This window comes from Faucicola osloensis (assembly GCF_020041925.1).
Lineage (GTDB): Bacteria > Pseudomonadota > Gammaproteobacteria > Pseudomonadales > Moraxellaceae > Faucicola > Faucicola osloensis_D.
This window is the reverse complement of sequence record NZ_CP083409.1, coordinates 1806474-1824961: the sequence shown is the minus strand read 5'-3', so window position 1 is coordinate 1824961 and position 18488 is coordinate 1806474. Positions and strand designations below refer to the sequence as shown.

The 18488-nt window shown below is 44.2% G+C and carries 13 protein-coding genes and 1 tRNA gene; all 14 read right to left on the bottom strand.

Features of this window, described 5'->3' with window-relative positions; genetic code table 11:
* Positions 1–71 precede the first annotated feature (71 nt).
* Complete coding sequence (gene rpoC, locus LAJ61_RS08050; RefSeq protein WP_224053499.1) at positions 72–4301, bottom strand: DNA-directed RNA polymerase subunit beta'; 4230 nt, start codon at positions 4299–4301, stop codon at positions 72–74.
* A 145-nt stretch (positions 4302–4446) separates the two neighbouring features.
* The gene (gene rpoB, locus LAJ61_RS08045) at positions 4447–8565 is read right to left on the bottom strand and encodes a DNA-directed RNA polymerase subunit beta (protein ID WP_224053498.1); all 4119 of its coding nucleotides are present in this window, start codon (positions 8563–8565) and stop codon (positions 4447–4449) included.
* A gap of 538 nt (positions 8566–9103) precedes the next feature.
* Positions 9104–9475 carry a 50S ribosomal protein L7/L12 gene (gene rplL, locus LAJ61_RS08040; protein ID WP_036597696.1) on the bottom strand — a complete coding sequence of 124 codons (372 nt, stop codon included), beginning with the start codon at positions 9473–9475 and terminating at the stop codon, positions 9104–9106.
* A gap of 69 nt (positions 9476–9544) precedes the next feature.
* Positions 9545–10054, bottom strand: coding sequence for a 50S ribosomal protein L10 (rplJ, locus tag LAJ61_RS08035; protein ID WP_224053497.1), 510 nt, complete (start codon positions 10052–10054; stop codon positions 9545–9547).
* A gap of 289 nt (positions 10055–10343) precedes the next feature.
* Positions 10344–11042: a 50S ribosomal protein L1 gene (rplA, locus tag LAJ61_RS08030; protein ID WP_060996316.1), complete on the bottom strand. Its 699-nt coding sequence runs from the start codon at positions 11040–11042 to the stop codon at positions 10344–10346.
* A complete protein-coding gene (gene rplK / locus LAJ61_RS08025) occupies positions 11043–11474 on the bottom strand; it encodes a 50S ribosomal protein L11 (protein ID WP_036597691.1) in 432 nt (143 codons plus the stop codon).
* Between the two features lie 214 nt (positions 11475–11688).
* Complete coding sequence (gene nusG, locus LAJ61_RS08020; protein WP_007116399.1) at positions 11689–12219, bottom strand: transcription termination/antitermination protein NusG; 531 nt, start codon at positions 12217–12219, stop codon at positions 11689–11691.
* 139 nt (positions 12220–12358) lie between these two features.
* Positions 12359–12826, bottom strand: coding sequence for a preprotein translocase subunit SecE (secE, locus tag LAJ61_RS08015; RefSeq protein ID WP_036597689.1), 468 nt, complete (start codon positions 12824–12826; stop codon positions 12359–12361).
* A gap of 73 nt (positions 12827–12899) precedes the next feature.
* Positions 12900–12975 (bottom strand) — tRNA-Trp (locus LAJ61_RS08010).
* A 73-nt stretch (positions 12976–13048) separates the two neighbouring features.
* Positions 13049–13561 carry a DUF2726 domain-containing protein gene (locus LAJ61_RS08005; protein ID WP_224053496.1) on the bottom strand — a complete coding sequence of 171 codons (513 nt, stop codon included), beginning with the start codon at positions 13559–13561 and terminating at the stop codon, positions 13049–13051.
* A 165-nt stretch (positions 13562–13726) separates the two neighbouring features.
* Positions 13727–15061 carry an SPOR and LysM peptidoglycan-binding domain-containing protein gene (locus tag LAJ61_RS08000; RefSeq protein WP_224053495.1) on the bottom strand — a complete coding sequence of 445 codons (1335 nt, stop codon included), beginning with the start codon at positions 15059–15061 and terminating at the stop codon, positions 13727–13729.
* A gap of 162 nt (positions 15062–15223) precedes the next feature.
* The gene (folC, locus tag LAJ61_RS07995) at positions 15224–16573 is read right to left on the bottom strand and encodes a bifunctional tetrahydrofolate synthase/dihydrofolate synthase (protein ID WP_224053494.1); all 1350 of its coding nucleotides are present in this window, start codon (positions 16571–16573) and stop codon (positions 15224–15226) included.
* 24 nt (positions 16574–16597) lie between these two features.
* Positions 16598–17503 (bottom strand): acetyl-CoA carboxylase, carboxyltransferase subunit beta, encoded by a 906-nt coding sequence (gene accD / locus LAJ61_RS07990; RefSeq protein WP_224053493.1) that lies wholly within the window; start codon positions 17501–17503, stop codon positions 16598–16600.
* A 147-nt stretch (positions 17504–17650) separates the two neighbouring features.
* On the bottom strand, positions 17651–18469 hold the full coding sequence (gene trpA / locus LAJ61_RS07985) for a tryptophan synthase subunit alpha (RefSeq protein ID WP_224053492.1): 819 nt from the start codon (positions 18467–18469) through the stop codon (positions 17651–17653).
* Positions 18470–18488: the final 19 nt, after the last annotated feature.

Genomic DNA, 18488 nt, shown 5'->3' with positions numbered 1-18488 from the left:
ATTTGATACGGATATTTTGATGAAAAAAAAGGCCAGTTGCAAGCACTGACCTTTTTATGACTGATTAACGATTATTTTGCATCTTGGCTATTAAACTCTTCGGCAAATTGGTCTTCAAATGACATTGACGCAGGTTCCATGGTTTCGGCAAACAAGCTGTCTAACGCTTCTAACTGGTTTTCACCAGCTTCTGTCGCGGTTGTTTTACCACCCTCTAGACGCTGTGAATGGTAAGCTAAACCAGTACCTGCTGGTACCAAACGACCTACTACCACGTTTTCTTTTAGACCACGTAAGTCATCAATCTTGCCAGTAACCGCTGCCGCCGTCAATACACGCGTTGTCTCTTGGAATGACGCCGCTGAAATAAAGCTTTCAGTTGCCAATGACGCTTTGGTGATACCGAGCAATAAACGGTCAAACTTGACTGGGAATTTGTTTTCTTCGTCGAGTTTTTTGTTCGTGGCTACGATATCAGCGTACTCAGCTTGGTCGCCTTTAAAGTGACTTGAGTCGCCGCCATCGGTAATTTCAACTTTACGTAGCATCTGACGAATAATCACTTCAATATGCTTGTCGTTGATTTTTACCCCTTGTAAGCGGTAAACGTCTTGTACTTCATTGACGATGTAGTTGGCAAGCTCAGTTTCACCTTTTAAGCGTAAGATATCGTGTGGGTTTTGTGGACCATCGGCAATCACCTCACCACGTTCAACACGTTCACCCTCAAACACGTTGATTTGACGCCATTTTGGAATCAACTCTTCATGCACTTCGCCATCATCATTGGTGATGATAAAGCGATTTTTACCTTTGGTATCTTTACCAAAACTCACTGTACCACTCATTTCCGCCATAATCGCATGGTCTTTTGGACGACGCGCTTCAAATAAGTCAGCGACACGTGGTAGACCACCGGTAATATCTTTGGTACCTGATGATTCTTGTGGTACACGACCTAAAATCGAACCTGTTGTTACCTCATCGCCTTCACGCACACGAATAATGGTTTGCTGTGGTAGGAAATACACCACTTCTTTACCCTCTTTGGTATCAAGGATAATCGCAGGACGTAAATCTTTACCCGAACTTGGGCGGTCTTTGGTCGCCAAGATTTCGTATGAGCTCATACCTGTTGCTTCATCGATTTTCATGGTGGCCGTTAAGCCATCGGTGATTTCGCTAAAGCGTGCGGTACCTGATACCTCGGTAATGATTGGATGGGTATGCGGATCCCATTTACCAATGGTTTGACCTGGGGTAACTTCAGTGCCATCAGCTACTAGAATTGACGAACCATACGGTGCTTTATAGCGCTCACGCTCACGGCCTAATTCATCGGTAATACTAATTTCTGCAGAGCGAGAAACTACCACCAAATGACCATCGGCATGGCTAACAGATTTCAAGTTTTGGAAGCGAACAGTACCGCCTTTATTAACCTGAATGCTGTTTTCCACAGCGGCGGCACTCGCAGCACCCCCCACGTGGAAGGTACGCATGGTAAGCTGGGTACCTGGCTCACCGATTGATTGCGCTGCCATGACACCCACAGACTCACCAATATTGACGCGGTGACCACGTGCTAAGTCGCGACCATAACATTGTGAACAGACACCATGTGGCACTTCACAAGTAATCACTGAACGCACCCAAACTTCGTCAATACCATGTTCATCAAGGACTTTTACCCAATGCTCATCGAGTAAGGTACCTAATGGAATGGCTAGTTCGCCTGTTTTATTTGACACCACATCTTTAGCAGTGACTCGGCCCAGCACACGGTCAGCCAATTGCTCAATGATTTCACCACCCTCGATGTGTGGCTTCATCAAGATACCTTTATCAGTACCACAATCAGGCTGGGTGATAACCAAATCTTGCGCAACGTCAACCAAGCGACGGGTTAAGTAACCTGAGTTTGCGGTTTTGAGTGCCGTATCTGCTAGACCTTTACGGGCACCGTGCGTCGAGATAAAGTACTGTAAAACGCTTAAGCCTTCACGGAAGTTGGCTTTAATTGGGGTTTCAATAATCGAGCCATCTGGTTTTGCCATCAGACCACGCATACCTGCCAACTGACGGATCTGTGCGGCACTACCACGCGCCCCTGAATCCGACATGATATAAATCGAGTTAAACGATTTTTCTTTTTCCGTTTCACCTTGGCTATTGACAACGGTATCTTGTGACAAGTTATCCATCATCGCTTTGGCGATTTGGTCATTGGTACGTGACCAAATATCAATGACTTTGTTATAGCGTTCACCCGCGGTCACAAAGCCTTGTTCAAACTGGCTTTCAATCTCACGAACTTCTGCATCAGCCGCTTCGATGATTTTGTTTTTGGTAGGTGGAATCACCATATCTTCCATACCAATGGATACACCTGACAACGTCGCTTGGGCAAAACCCAAATACATCAATTGGTCAGCAAACATGACGCTGTCTTTCACGCCCATTTTGCGGTAGCAAGAATTGATAAGGCGAGCGATGTTTTTCTTGGTCATTTCTTTGTTGACTTCGTCAAAGCTCATGCCTTTTGGGGTGATATTCCAAATTAAACAGCGACCTGCAACGGTATCAACCATTTTGGTAACGGTATTGGCATTGCCTTCTTCGTCATACGTGGTTTCTTCAATGCGTACTTTAATTTTGGCATTGACGCTTAAATCACCGGTACCTAGCGCGCGATACACTTCTTTCACGTTTGAGAAAGTCATGTTTTCGCCTTTGGCATTAATATGCGAACGGCTGATGTAATATAACCCCAATACCACGTCTTGTGATGGCGTGATGATTGGCTCACCATTGGCAGGTGACAAGATGTTGTTGGTTGACATCATCAAGGCACGGGCTTCAAGCTGGGCCTCCAAAGTTAACGGTACGTGTACCGCCATTTGGTCACCATCAAAGTCGGCGTTGAACGCGCTACAAACCAGGGGATGTAGCTGAATCGCTTTACCTTCAATCAGTACAGGCTCAAATGCTTGTAAACCCAAACGATGGAGGGTCGGTGCACGGTTTAGTAGCACTGGGTGTTCACGAATCACGCTGGCAAGCATATCCCACACTGCCGGTTCTTCACGTTCAACCATTTTCTTAGCGGCTTTGATAGTGGTCGCGATGCCATTTTGCAAAAGCTTGGCATAAGTAAATGGTTTGAACAGTTCAAGTGCCATTTTTTTAGGCAAGCCACATTGGTGTAGACGCAGGTATGGACCCACGGTAATGACCGAACGACCTGAATAGTCAACACGTTTACCCAGTAAGTTTTGACGGAAGCGACCTTGTTTACCTTTAATCATGTCAGCTAAAGATTTCAACGGACGTTTGTTGCTACCGGTAATCGCACGACCGCGGCGACCATTGTCAAGCAGCGCATCCACTGACTCTTGTAACATACGTTTTTCGTTACGCACGATGATGTCAGGCGCATTGAGCTCTAACAAGCGTTTTAAACGGTTGTTACGGTTAATGACGCGGCGATATAAGTCATTTAAGTCTGAAGTGGCAAAACGACCCCCTTCAAGCGGTACCAATGGACGCAAATCAGGTGGCAATACAGGTAACACCGTCATTACCATCCATTCAGGCTTATTGTTTGAATCACGGAATGACTCAAGCAATTTTAGGCGTTTTGACATTTTTTTAAGTTTGGTTTCTGAACCCGTGTTAGGAATTTCTTCACGTAACTGGTCGATTTCCAAATCTACGTCAATATCGCGCAGCAAGTCTTGAACCGCTTCAGCACCCATTTTTGCGGTGAATTCATCACCAAACTCTTCAAGTGCTTTGAAGTAATCTTCATCATCGAGCAACTGATATTTTTCAAGGGTAGTTAAACCTGGGTCAGTCACTACATAGCTTTCAAAATACAGTACGCGCTCGATATCACGCAAAGTCATATCAAGTAGTAGACCAATACGGCTTGGTAATGATTTTAAGAACCAAATATGCGCGACTGGGCTTGCTAGCTCAATGTGACCCATACGATCGCGGCGTACTTTAGCGGCGGTCACTTCAACGCCACATTTTTCACAGATCACGCCTTGGAATTTACGGCGTTTATATTTACCACACAAGCATTCGTAGTCTTTAACAGGTCCAAAAATTTTGGCACAAAAAAGACCATCACGTTCTGGTTTGAAAGTACGATAGTTGATGGTTTCAGGCTTTTTAACTTCCCCATGCGACCAAGATTTGATGGTGTCAGGTGAGGCAAGAGAAATTTGAATGCTGTCGAACTCTTGGTTACCAGAGTCGGCAGGGCTTTTCATGATGTCTAATAAGTCTTTCAAACTGCTTCTCCATCGATTAAATTGAAAGCCGATACAGATTGACTTTCAATTTAAGGTTAATTTTTATTCGTTTGTCATTAAAAAGGTAAACTATTGAGTTTGAGTATGGCGACGTTATTAAAGCCGCCATACTCACAATCATGACTTAGTTTTTACTTTTGCTATGATCTTTTAACTCAATATTGATACCCAATGACTTAATTTCTTTGGTCAATACGTTGAACGATTCTGGCATACCAGCTGACATGTTCTGTTCGCCATCAACGATGTTTTTGTACATGCGGGTACGACCTTCAACGTCATCAGATTTCACCGTCAACATCTCTTGCAATGTATAAGCAGCACCGTAAGCTTCAAGCGCCCAAACTTCCATCTCACCGAAGCGCTGACCACCAAACTGGGCTTTACCACCCAATGGCTGCTGGGTAACCAGTGAGTAAGAACCCGTTGAACGTGCGTGCATTTTGTCGTCAACCAAGTGGTTGAGTTTGAGCATGTACATATAACCCACGGTCACCGGACGATCAAACTGTTGACCGGTGCGGCCATCAAACAATACTTGCTGACCTGAGGTTGGCATACCTGCCAATTCTAGCAAGCCTTTGATTTGCTGTTCTTTAGCGCCATCAAATACTGCAGTACCCATTGGTACGCCTGCACGTAGATTTTTTGACATCGCAATGATTTCCTCATCACTAAGGCTGCCTAAGTCCACTTGCTCGCCGCCAATTTGGTTATAAATTTTGTCTAAGAAATCACGCAACTCAGCAACTGCCGCTTGTTGTTTGATCATCTCGTCAATTTTGATACCCAAACCACGTGCTGCACCGCCTAAGTGCGTTTCTAAAATCTGACCGACGTTCATCCGCGATGGTACGCCTAGTGGGTTTAGTACCACATCCACTGGATTACCGTTTTCATCGTATGGCATGTCTTCAATCGGCATGATACGTGATACCACCCCCTTGTTACCATGACGACCCGCCATTTTGTCACCGGGTTGAATACGACGTTTTACTGCCAAGTACACTTTGACGATTTTTTGCACGCCATGCGTTAAGTCATCACCTGCCGTTAATTTGCGTTTTTTCTCAGTGAATTTTTCATCGATTTCTTTTTGTTTATCGGTTAAAAAGTCACCAATTTGTGATAAACGCTCTGCGGTATCTTCTTGGGTTGGCTGAATATCAAGCAATGTTTCAAGCGACATATCTTGCATTGAGTCTTCACTCAACACTGTACCTGATTTTAAGCCCGCGCCACCACTGACAGTTTGACCGTCAAGCAATGAAATAATGCGACCGCGTGCGGCGTTTTCAAAGATACGCAATTCTTCTTTTAAGTCTTTACGATAGCTATCAAGCTGTGCTTTTTCGATAGCTTGCGCACGGCTGTCTTTTTCTACGCCATCACGGGTAAAGACTTGGACGTCAATCACCGTACCTTTGGTAGAAGAAGGCACTCGCAACGACGTATCTTTCACGTCCGCGGCTTTTTCACCAAAAATTGCACGAAGTAGTTTTTCTTCAGGAGTAAGCTGCGTTTCACCTTTTGGTGTCACTTTACCCACCAAGATATCGCCACCTTGTACTTCCGCACCAATATAGACGATACCTGCTTCATCTAGATTAGCTAGGGCTGCTTCACCCACGTTTGGAATATCGCCAGTGATTTCTTCTGTACCCAATTTGGTATCACGCGCCACACAGGTCAATTCTTGGATATGAATGGTGGTAAAACGATCTTCTTTAACCACACGCTCCGATAACAAAATCGAGTCTTCGAAGTTATAACCGTTCCAAGGCATAAACGCCACACGCATGTTTTGACCCAATGCCAACTCACCCAAATCGGTTGATGGACCATCTGCCAAGATATCCCCGCGCGCAATGACATCACCTTGGTTGACGATAATGCGTTGGTTAATACAGGTGTTTTGGTTTGAACGGGTGTATTTGATTAAGTTGTAGATATCAATACCCGCTTCGCCCGCTTGCATTTCATCTTCATTCACTTTTACAACGACACGGCTCGCATCCACGTCCATAATGACGCCGCCACGTTTGGCAGTCACACACACACCTGAGTCACGGGCAACGTGACGTTCCATACCTGTACCAACCAGTGGTTTATCCGACCGTAAAGTGGGTACCGCTTGGCGCTGCATGTTTGAACCCATCAAGGCACGGTTGGCATCATCATGTTCCAAGAATGGAATCAAGCTGGCTGCCACAGATACAACCTGACGCGGTGATACGTCCATATGGGTCACTTTCTCTGGTGCCATACGCACAAACTCACCATAGTTACGCACAGAGACATAATCTTCTGTCAACTGACCGTTTTCATCAATCGGCGAATCCGCTTGTGCAATTACAGTGCCCACTTCTTCAATCGCTGATAAGTACTCGATTTCATCCGTCACTTTACCGTCGACTACTTTACGATACGGGGTTTCTAAGAAACCAAATTCATTGGTTTTAGCATAGACGGCTAGTGAGTTGATCAGACCGATGTTTGGACCCTCAGGGGTTTCAATCGGACACACACGACCATAATGGGTTTGGTGTACGTCACGGACTTCAAAGCCTGCACGTTCACGTGTTAAACCACCTGGGCCTAATGCAGAAACACGACGCTTATGGGTGATTTCTGACAACGGGTTGTTTTGGTCCATAAACTGTGACAATTGTGATGAACCAAAGAACTCTTTAATGGCGGCTGCCACAGGTTTTGAGTTGATCAAATCTTGTGGCGATAAGTTATCTGTTTCAGCTGAGCTTAAACGCTCTTTAACAGCACGCTCAACACGGACTAGACCCACGCGAAATTGATTTTCTGTCATCTCACCGACTGAACGCACACGGCGGTTACCTAAATGGTCAATATCGTCCACTACCCCACGACCATCACGAATTTCAATCAACATTTTTAATACGTCAATAATATCTTCGTTGGTCAACACACTGCGTTCACGCTGCACATCAGGGTCATTGGTTGGCTCATAAGCACGGCCCAAACGACGGTTGAACTTCATGCGACCCACATTTGATAAGTCATAGCGGTCTGCGTTAAAAAACATCGATTCAAACAGTTTTTCAGCCGTATCGAGTGTTGGTGGCTCACCTGGACGCATCACTTTGTAGATTTCAATCAACGCTTCTTCACGGCTCATCGCGGTATCCGCGCGCAGTGTATCGGCGATGTATGAACCATGATCGATATCGTTAGTGAATAAAATATCAAATTCTTTAATACCGTTATTGCTGATTTTGACCAAAGTCTCGTGATCGAGCAATTGGTTAGCGCGTGCAATGACTTCATCATCCACAACGATATCTTGTGCCAAAATACGTTCATACAAGTATTCATCAGGCACAGGCAATTTTGTCATACCGGCTTGTTCGATTTTACGAATCGCGCGCGCGTTGATACGTTTGCCCTGTTCGACAATCACTTCGCCATCCGGTGAAACGATTTCAAACTGCGCCATTTCACCGCGTAAACGGTCAGTGACAAGATCGATTTCAAACTGCTCATCACCCTTATACACATGGGTTTTTTCATAAAACGCATCTAAAATTTGCTGTGTATTCATCCCAATGGCATGCAAAATCACCGTTGCCAATAATTTACGGCGGCGGTCAATACGAGCAAATACCAAGTCTTTGGCATCAAATTCAAAGTCTAACCATGAACCACGGTAAGGAATAATACGGGCGTTATACAGCACTTTACCACTTGAATGTGATTTGCCTTTGTCATGGTCAAAGAATACGCCTGGTGAACGGTGTAATTGCGATACGATGACACGCTCAGTACCATTAATCACAAAAGTACCGTTTTCGGTCATCAATGGGATTTCGCCCATATAGACGCTTTGTTCACGGATATCTTTAATTGCCGCTTTAGCATCTTTGTCTTTAACATCTTTATCTTTGATGACCAAACGGATTTTGACACGTAATGGCGCTGCATAGGTTGAACCACGTGAAATACATTCACGCACATCAAACTCTGGTGTACCTAGATAGTATTCAACAAATTGTAGCTCGGCATTGCCAGTATGGCTTTCAATAGGGAAAATAGAATTAAAAGCAGCTTGTAAACCAATGTTTTCCCGACCTTTTGGCTTTTTATTTTCTTGCAAAAATTGCTCATACGAGTCAACTTGGATAGCCAATAAGTATGGCACGTCCATGACGGTGGGCAACTTTGCAAAACTTTTACGAATGCGTTTTTTTTCAGTATACGAGTATGCCATTAAAAGTCCTTAAACATTCAAAGCGTTAATGCCTACCCATCTATCAATACTTCAGTGCACTAATACCGCTATGCACTGATAAAGTCACAAATCACCATGTTTCCTGTTAGGAAATTAAGTTTTTTGCGCAATTATTAACGATGGAATCTATTTTTAAAAGATTTGATGACCCAATCCCTACAGTCTTAAGTCACCAATTTAAATCCAACTTCCTAACGGAAATCTTAAAACCTTGCTAAATCAGCGGATAAGTTAATCATCACAGGATGCATAACCCAATCAGCGCTATAATATAAAATCGATACAAACAAAAACTGTAGAGACGACAAAAAGCCAAACACCTTTGGGGTATTTAGCTCAAGTTTTTTTACGCATTACCAGACTTTCTAACTTGCATGGAACAATTCTGTCCTTGGTGCGTGTGCCATCTTATGTTCAATCAGACACGAAAGGTCAAGAGAATGATTATAATAAAAAAAAGCTATTATTGCAAGCGCAATAATAGCTTTTTGAAGTTCAGAAAACTTAAGTGCGAGAATTATTTCAATTCTACTGATGCACCTGCTTCTTCTAATTTTTTCTTCAATTCTTCAGCTTCAGCTTTCGCTACGCCTTCTTTAACTGTTTGTGGTGCGCCTTCAACTAGGTCTTTAGCTTCTTTTAAGCCTAAACCAGTGATTTCGCGAACTGCTTTAATAACAGCTACTTTCTTGTCGCCAGCGCCAGTTAATACAACGTTGAAGTCGTCTTTTTCTTCTGCTGCAGGTGCGTCACCGGCTGCTGCAGGTGCTGCTGCTAGTGCAGCGGCTGATACGCCAAATTTTTCTTCCATTGCAGAGATAAGATCTACAATTTCCATTACTGATTTTTCAGCGATTGCATCAAGAATTTCTTGGTTAGTTAATGCCATGATGTGTATTCCTAAATAAGTGAATTTGGTTTAAAAAATGCTAAGCGTAGCTAAGTTTGCTTAAATAAATTAAGCGACTTCGCCTTCGCCTTGCATTTTGTCGCGTAATGCTGCCAAAGTACGAACAAATTTGCCTGCAGCGGCTTCTTTCATCGTACCCATTAAGCGCGCAATCGCTTCGTCGTAAGTTGGTAAGCTTGCTAAACGATCGATATCTTTAGCAGCGATAAACTCGCCTTCAAAAGCTGCACCTTTAATTTCAAACTTATCGTTTGTTTTAGCAAATTCTTTGAACAAACGTGCTGCAGCACCTGGATGTTCAGTTGAGAATGCGATAAGTGTTGGACCTACAAATACGTCATTTAACACAGTGTAGTTAGTGTCTTCTAACGCACGACGTAATAAAGTATTACGCACGATACGCATATCAACACCCGCTGCACGAGCTTCTTTACGTAGTTGGGTCATTTTACCTACTGTCACGCCACGAGCATCAGCAACAACAGCAGAAAGGGCACCTTTGGCAGATTCACTTACTTCAGCAACAATCGCTTGTTTGTCTTGAAGATTTAATGCCATGGGTTGTCTCCATATTATCAGTTTCCTAGTTATGATTAACTTAGGGCACCAATAAACCTAGTTAATATAATAAGTTAAAGTACAACTTATTATCACTCCGATACGGTGGCAGTCAATAATAAATTAAACTGCCATCCCGTCTGCGTAGGCTGTGAAAAATTTTCACAATTAAACTATTTATGATTTAATTATGATTAAACCAATAGAACCTACGGTCTTAGACAGCACAACCCGTTTGTGCTGAACTAAATTTAAAATATGTTAAAAATTCACCACTAAGCGTTTAAGCTTACGCATTACGATAAGGAACTGCATCTAAGTTGATGCCAGGACCCATCGTGCTTGATAGGGTGATTTTTTTGATATAAATACCTTTTGAGGTCGCAGGTTTTGCTTTTTTCAAATCAGCGATTAATGCAGATGCATTTTGCTCGATTTGTTCAGCACTAAAGCCTACTTGACCAATTGTGGTATGGATAATACCCGCTTTATCAACACGGTAAGTTGCCTGACCCGCTTTGGTGTTTTTAACCGCTTCAGCAACGTTAGGGGTCACTGTACCTACTTTAGGGTTTGGCATTAAACCACGTGGACCTAAAATTGTACCTAATTGACCGACAACGCGCATAGCATCAGGTGACGCAATCACAACATCAAAGTCCATATTACCCGCTTTGATGCTTTCTGCTAGGTCTTCAAAACCTACGATATCAGCACCCGCTTCTTTTGCTGCGTCAGCTGCTGCACCTTGTGCAAACACGGCAACGCGTTTGGTTTTACCAGTACCTGCAGGTAGGTTGGTAGCACCACGAACCACTTGGTCAGATTTACGTGGGTCAACGCCTAGATTGATAGCAATATCGATTGACTCTTTGAATTTTGCAGGTGGTAATTTATTTAGAATTTCCACCGCTTCAGTCAATGTGTATTGTTTGTTCGCATCATAGCTTTCAGCGATTGCTTTTTGACGTTTAGTTAATTTAGCCATTTACACGCCCTCCACGTCAATACCCATTGAGCGAGCAGTACCCGCCAATGTGCGAACCGCAGCTTCTAAGTCAGCAGCAGTTAAGTCAGCATTTTTAGTGTTAGCAATTTCTTCTAACTGTGCACGGTCGACTTTACCTACTTTAGTTTTATTCGGTACGCCTGAACCTTTAGCAGCACCTGCAGCTTTGCGAATTAAAAACGCCGCTGGTGGTGACTTCATGATGAAGGTGAACGATTTGTCGTTGTAAACAGTGATTTCAACGGGAACAGGTAGACCTGGTTCCATGCTAGAAGTAGCTGCGTTGAACTCTTTACAGAATGCCATGATGTTCACACCTTTTTGACCCAATGCTGGACCGATAGGTGGTGATGGATTAGCTTTACCAGCTGGCACTTGTAGTTTGATGTAACCATCAATCTTTTTAGCCATGATAGACTCCTGTTATGGGTAATAGCGCTAGACTCCCACTCATCGAATGGCTCTCTGGCTCCCCGGGTGATATTGTCAATCTTACAGACAACAGAAAAAATAAAGTGCCATATTATAAGCGAATTTTTACTTAGGTAAAGCAAAAATTGCTAAATTTGGCACTTAGTTACAATTTTAAGATCAAAAACCCCTGAAAAAGCAAACTTATCAAAAATTAGTTAATTTTTTCTACTTGCTTAAATTCTAACTCAACCGGTGTTGGACGGTTAAAGACATTGACGGTCAACTGTAAGCGTGATTTTTCGTAATCCACTTTTTCCACCAAGCCTCTAAACTCGGTAAACGGACCATCGATGACCAATACTTCTTCACCTGGCTCAAATAAGGTTTTTGGACGCGGTTTATTTTCGTTGGTATTTAAACGATTTAAAATAGTATCGGCTTCTTTTGGGGTAATCGGCGCAGGATTTTCTGGCGTACCCCCAATAAAACCCATCACACGTGGACAGTCTTTAACTAAGTGCCATGTGTTGTCGTTCATATCCATTTCAATCAATACGTAACCTGGGAAGAATTTACGCTCAGATTTGCGTTTTTTGCCATCCCGCATTTCGATAACTTCTTCGGTTGGGACGAGTACTTGACCAAACGATTCTTTGTATTCGCTGCGATTGATACGTTCAATCAATGAACGCTGCACTTGTTTTTCAAAGCCTGAAAATGCTTGTACGATATACCAACGCATGGATAATCTTCCTCTAATTCATTGCTAAACACATCGCCTACTATACCAAAGATGAGCAATGCAGGTAAAATATTGATATTGCTAGATAGATAAAAACCCACAGATGTGGGTCAAATAAAAGGGTTTGGCTAAATTTTTGCTATTGACCAATGACGTATTGAATCAACTGGCTAAATACGGTATCTAATAACCACACAATAAAAGCTAATATCCCAGCCACTACTGCAACTTGCCAAGTGTATTCAAGGGTTTCTTGTTTGCTAGGCCAAGTCACACGGCGTAATTCAACGCGGGAATCTTGCAACAGTGTCTTAAAAGCACTGCCTTGGTTGGTCAACGCCAGTGCCAATAATGCAGCAATGATTAGTCCAGCAATAACAGCCACGCGCGTCCATAAACTGCTAGCGGGTTGCCAATATGCGGGTAAATATTGATTAACTAAAGTTGCGCTGATTAATGCGACAAAAGCAAAAATCCACAGGGCAAAATCTTTAGGGGAGTGTCGTTTGGCAATCTCAATAGCAGCAGGTTCGTGGACAACCACTTTTTCACCAGACATCCTTTTGCCATTGAGCTCTGCTAGTTTGTTCTCTAGCATTTGTTTCATAAGGCTGCCCTGTCTATCATTAAAACGTATTTTATTATTAGAATACAGCGTACACGCTAAACTAACTAAAATGTGGCAGGCGATGAGGGACTCGAACCCCCAACATTCGGTTTTGGAGACCGACGCTCTACCAATTGAACTAATCGCCTATGTTGAGTTTGAGTATTATAGCGAGTTTTTTTTTGAATGCAACACTTTCTACAGTTTTTTGCGATTTTAATCTTAGCCTAGCACCGCTAATATTTTGCGGCGTAAAAGCGCAGCGTCCGGCATGGCTTCCCCATCGATTCGTAATATCGAAATGCCTGCACTCAACAGCGCTTTGTCTTTTTTTTCATCTTGCTGCTGACGGCGGCGAGTATTGTGCGTCCAGTCGTCTAATTCAATTGCCAATAGTACGGTTTGCTTGTCTTGATCGACCAGCACATAGTCAACACTCATACGGCAAATACGATTGAACCAAAAACCTTGGTCAGTATCGTCATCGTCATTTGGCATGATAATACGCGATAACTGTACTTGCCCAAAAATAATCAGCTCAGGCACGGCTTGCTGCAAGCGATTAAAAAATATCACTTCGGTCGGCGTCATGATCGGCATCGGCTCAAAAGGCCATACCGCTAATTCATCTCCCCGAACGGGCTTAATAACCTCTTCACGGCTACTACCACTACTACGAAAGGCAAATACTAACAGGATAAACACCACAAACGCTAATACTAAAAAAATTGTCACACTAACCACACACTCGTATCTATAGGATAACTACCACAAGGCAGCATTATTCCCCTATTGGGTGATTTTCACAAGGGCATAAATAAATAACGCGACACAAAATGTCGCATTATTTGGATGGTTTCGCCTTATTTGGATAATTTGGCTTTAAAAGGTCAAATAGACTTACCAGTAAAGCACCCAGCCGCTATTAACATCCACACGGCTATCGTTATTGAGCTTGTCTTTGAGCGCCAAGGCAGCGACTTTGCCTTTTTCTGGACCTACGACGATACGTACCCCTTTACTCGTTTGGGTGGTTTTGACTTTGTAGCCTGCCGCTTGTAATTTTTGGGTAATTTCACTGGCTTTTTTTTGGTCGGTTGCCAATGCAACTTGTACCCCAAACGTACCTTTAACATCCGTTTGTTTCACCGTCTGACGCGCCTGCCTTAAATTATCTTGTGCCGCTTGGAATGCTTGTTTTTTCTGGGCTTGTTGCTGAGCTTCTAATTTTTTCTGGGCGATTTCTTGTTGACGTTTTTGCTCTTTTAATTGCTCTTTTAACTGGGCTTCTTGCTTTTTGCGAGCGATTTCTTGCTGTTTTTGCTGCTCTTTTTGCGCGGCTTCTTGTTTTTTACGGGCGACTTCTTGCTGCTGCTGCAGTAGCGCCTGTTGCTTTTTTTGTTCAGCTTCTTGCTTTTTGCGAGCAAGCTCATTTTGACGTTGTTGCTCTTGCGCTTGGGCTTGCTGGGTAATACGGTTGACTTGTGCCGCAGTCGGGATGGTGATAGTTTGCCCGACACGTAAGCTGCTGGTGGTGTTGAGATTATTGACGCTTGCCAATACGTCGACTGGCACATTGTAGCGACGTGACAACCCTATCAACCCCTCGCCTGCCTTAACCTGATAGGTACCAGGATTGTTAGGGATGGTTTTTGCCGCGGGCTGCGGCTGTGCGACGACGGGTGCTGTCACTGTGGGCTTTGGCGTAGCTACTTGTTCTTTAGTTTTTGCAGCGCTTTGGGTCTGTGCAGTATTTTGTACGCTATTGGGTACTGCAGCTTGCGTTTGTGGTGGCGCGGCGACCGTGTCAACGGGTCGGGGCTTTACCACAGGTTGGGTAATCGCGGTCACTGAGCTGGCAACCACCGAATTGGTATTGGCGGCATTTTTGTTGGCATACAGTTGATTTTCAGCACGGCTACGAGCTAAAGCTTCGGCTTCAATTCGCTGTTGTTCGGTCATGTATTGCTGGGCTTGTTGTTCTTGCGCAGCGACCCGTTGCTCCCGTTCTTTTTGTTTTTGCGCCAGTAAATTTTTTTCGGTTGCGACATCGGCGGTGAGTGGCTCGTTGCTGATTGCTGTTTGTTTATCTGTCGTGGGTTTAGCGATAACTTGTTGGCTATTGGCTGCAGGTTTGGCAGGCGCATTCAAGACTTGGTGCATAGTGGCATATAACAACACGCTACCGCCTAACAATACCGTTGTACCCAATAATGCTTGCTTAGAAAATTTCATGCCAATTACCCTAGTTTATGTGTCTTGATAAATGATTTTTTCAACCTATAAAAATCAACGAATTTTGACTAATCATAGCAAAATTCGCGTTAGCAGTTTTCACCATTATTGAGATATTAACTGAAAATTTTGAAAAGTAAAATCATTTGACGCACAAATTCGTTATTCACTGAGTGATTGGCTGGTCAGTACACCGCTGATGGTATAAAAAGAACCACACACCAAAATCAGGTCATTATCTTGGCTGTCGTCAATCACCGATTGGGTCGCTAAATTCAAATCCTCAAAAATAGACACAGAATTAAAATAGCGTGGTAACAGCTCAGTTAAGCGTTCTTGACTACTGGCTCTAGGGTGAGAGATAACGCCGCTGTGAACACTGTCAATCGGCATCACCGTCTGGGAGAATTGCTGTAGCTGCGCGAGTACAGGCTCGATGTCTTTATCAGCGAGCATGGATATCACCAAATGCAATTTGGCGGTTGGATGCTGGCGTTGGTAAGCATGTACATGCGGTGTCAACTGCTTGAGCAAAAACTGCATCCCATGCTCATTGTGGGCAACGTCAAACACCCATTGACGAGCTGACATCCCTCTGCTGTCAAAACGCCCTGCCAATTTTACCTTTGGTAACGCAGCTTGGATGTGGTCTTGGGTTATGGTCAATGGGCTGGCTAGGAGGGCGGTGATAGCCGTTGCGGTATTGTGCAAAGACAAATTGGGCATAGGCAACGATAAAGTCACCGCGCTATTGCTATATTGCCATGTCATTGCACCGTCAGTATGGCGATAGCCATAATCTTTGCCATACTGTAGTAAATGGGCATGGTGCTGTGCAACCAAAGGCGGAATGGTCGATGGCATATCCCTTTCGCCATACACCAATGTCAGGTTATCACGCAAAATACCGGCTTTTTCTGTGGCGATTTTTTCACGGGTGTCGCCCAGCCATTCGACATGGTCGATACCCACATTGGTAATCACCGCAAGGTTTGGCTCGATGACATTGACGACATCGAGGCGACCGCCTAAACCCACCTCCAATACCCATACATCACAGTGGTTTTGGGCAAAAATTAAAAACGCGGCAAGCGTCGTCATTTCAAAAAATGACAGCGTCAACCCACAATCCACTCTCGCCTGCTCAATTTTGGCAAACGCATCAATCAAAGTTTGGTCATCGACCATTTCTCCATTGATTCTGACACGCTCATTAAACACCAGTAAATGCGGCGATTGATATAAAGCGGTTTTATAGCCTGCTTGTTGACAAATCTCGGCAATAGTGGCGGTGGTTGAACCTTTGCCATTGGTGCCTGCCACGGTAAACACAAAGGCATCGGTTTGCTTTATACCCAATGCTTGAAATACGGGTATCACCCGCTCAAGCCCCATATCAATCGCAGACACATGGATGCCCTGCATGTAGTTTAGCCACTCGGTTAACGAGCTTAAAACGCTAGGCGGCAATGGGGATGGTGAGAGTGCGGGTGGTAAGCTTGACTGTTGCATGGATAAAACCGTGATAATAATGAATTAGTGAGCCTGACGAAAATAGGTCATTTTTTTGAGTAAGCGATGAATCGTTTCTTTCATTTGTAAACGATGGACGACTTGATCGACCACACCATGCTCTACCAAAAACTCAGCGCGCTGGAAGGGCTCGCCCAGCACCTCGCGAACGGTTTGTTCAATCACTCGTTTGCCCGCAAAACCAATCATGGCTTTGGGCTCCGCCAAATGGATATCGCCAAGCATAGCCAAGCTTGCGGTCACACCGCCATACACAGGATTGGTCAGTACCACAATATAAGGAATATTGGCGTGTTTGAGTTTCTCAATCGCTGCGGCAGTACGCGCCATCTGCATGAGTGATAACAAGCCCTCTTGCATACGGGCGCCACCCGATGCGGCAAAACACACCAGTGGGATTTGTTCTTTGAGCGCTGTCTCGGCAGCCAGCACAAATCGATCGCCTACCACAGAGCCCATTGAGCCCCCCATAAAAGCAAAATCAAACGCACAAGCCACCACGGGTAGCCGCTGAAGTTTGCCTTTCATGACGATAAACGCTTCGGTTTCGCCCGTCTTGGCTTGCGCTTCACTCATCCGGGTTGGGTAAGGCTTGCTATCGACAAAGTCTAAGGGATTGCCTGCTTGGTATTGCTGCCCCAGCTCGTCATCGACTTGGTCAAAAAACCAGTTCAGACGTGTGCGTGCGGTCATGCTAAGATGTTCATCACATGATGGGCAGACATAATTATTGAAAATCAGCGCCGTATTGGTGATGATTGAATTACAGTTGGGACATTGAGTCGATGGTTCGGTCTCAACCGCCGTCAATATTTGCTTGGCACGCGGCTTGATGGTGGGTAATGGGCGTTTTAACCAAGTTTCTTCCAGTGTCTGTCCCATCGGTTGAGGCTTCATATCAGTGCTCATAATAAATCCCTATTAACAGTGCAATTTAAGAGTGCCATTGAATAGTAGTTGTTTGAGTGTACAAGTACAAACTCATTTTATAATGCGTATGCTAACTGATTTTAGCAATAAATGAAATGATTAACCTCAAATACCTCAACCATTCTATCACTCAAGACTGTCAATCGCCTGTCTTAGCTCATCCATTTTATCTAAGATAGCTTTTTTGGCATGGGCGATTTTTTGTTCATCATTGCCTACATCCGCAAAGTTTTTCACCAGTTCACTACCGACAATCACGCCATCCGCATATTGTCCGACTGCTTTTGCCGATGCACCATCACGAATACCAAAACCGACACACACAGGCAAGGCAGTTTGTGCTTTAATCGCTTGGACGTGTTCGCCCACATCTTGGGCATCCAATGCTTTTGAGCCTGTTACGCCTTTGACCGATACATAATAGATAAAACCACCGCCATGTTTTAACACTTGTTCACGGCGTTCTGGCAAGGTGGTTGGCGCAAGTAAAAAGATTTCGTTCATCGCGGAATTGGCAAGTTTTTGGGTAAAATCGCCCGCTTCTTGCGGCGGTAAATCGACCATCAAAACACCGTCAATCCCGGCATCTTGACAAAGGCTGATAAACTTGTCATAACCGATGATTTCAATCGGATTTAGATAGCCCATGACTAGCACTGGCGTGGTGGTGTTGGTTTTACGAAACGCTTTTACCATCTCAATCGCTTGGCGAGTACTGGTGCCGCCTGCTAACGCGCGCTCGCCTGCTAGCGCGATAGTCTCACCGTCTGCCATGGGGTCAGAAAATGGCAAGCCAACTTCGATGACGTCTGCGCCGTGGTCAACAAGTTCATGCAGTAAGCTGACGGTAACAGTTGGGTTTGGGTCACCTGCCATCACATAAGGAATTAAAGCTTTTTTGTTTTGCTCTCGCAATGTGTTAAAGGTGGTTTCAATTCGGGTCATAGGTTTTCCTAATATTAGC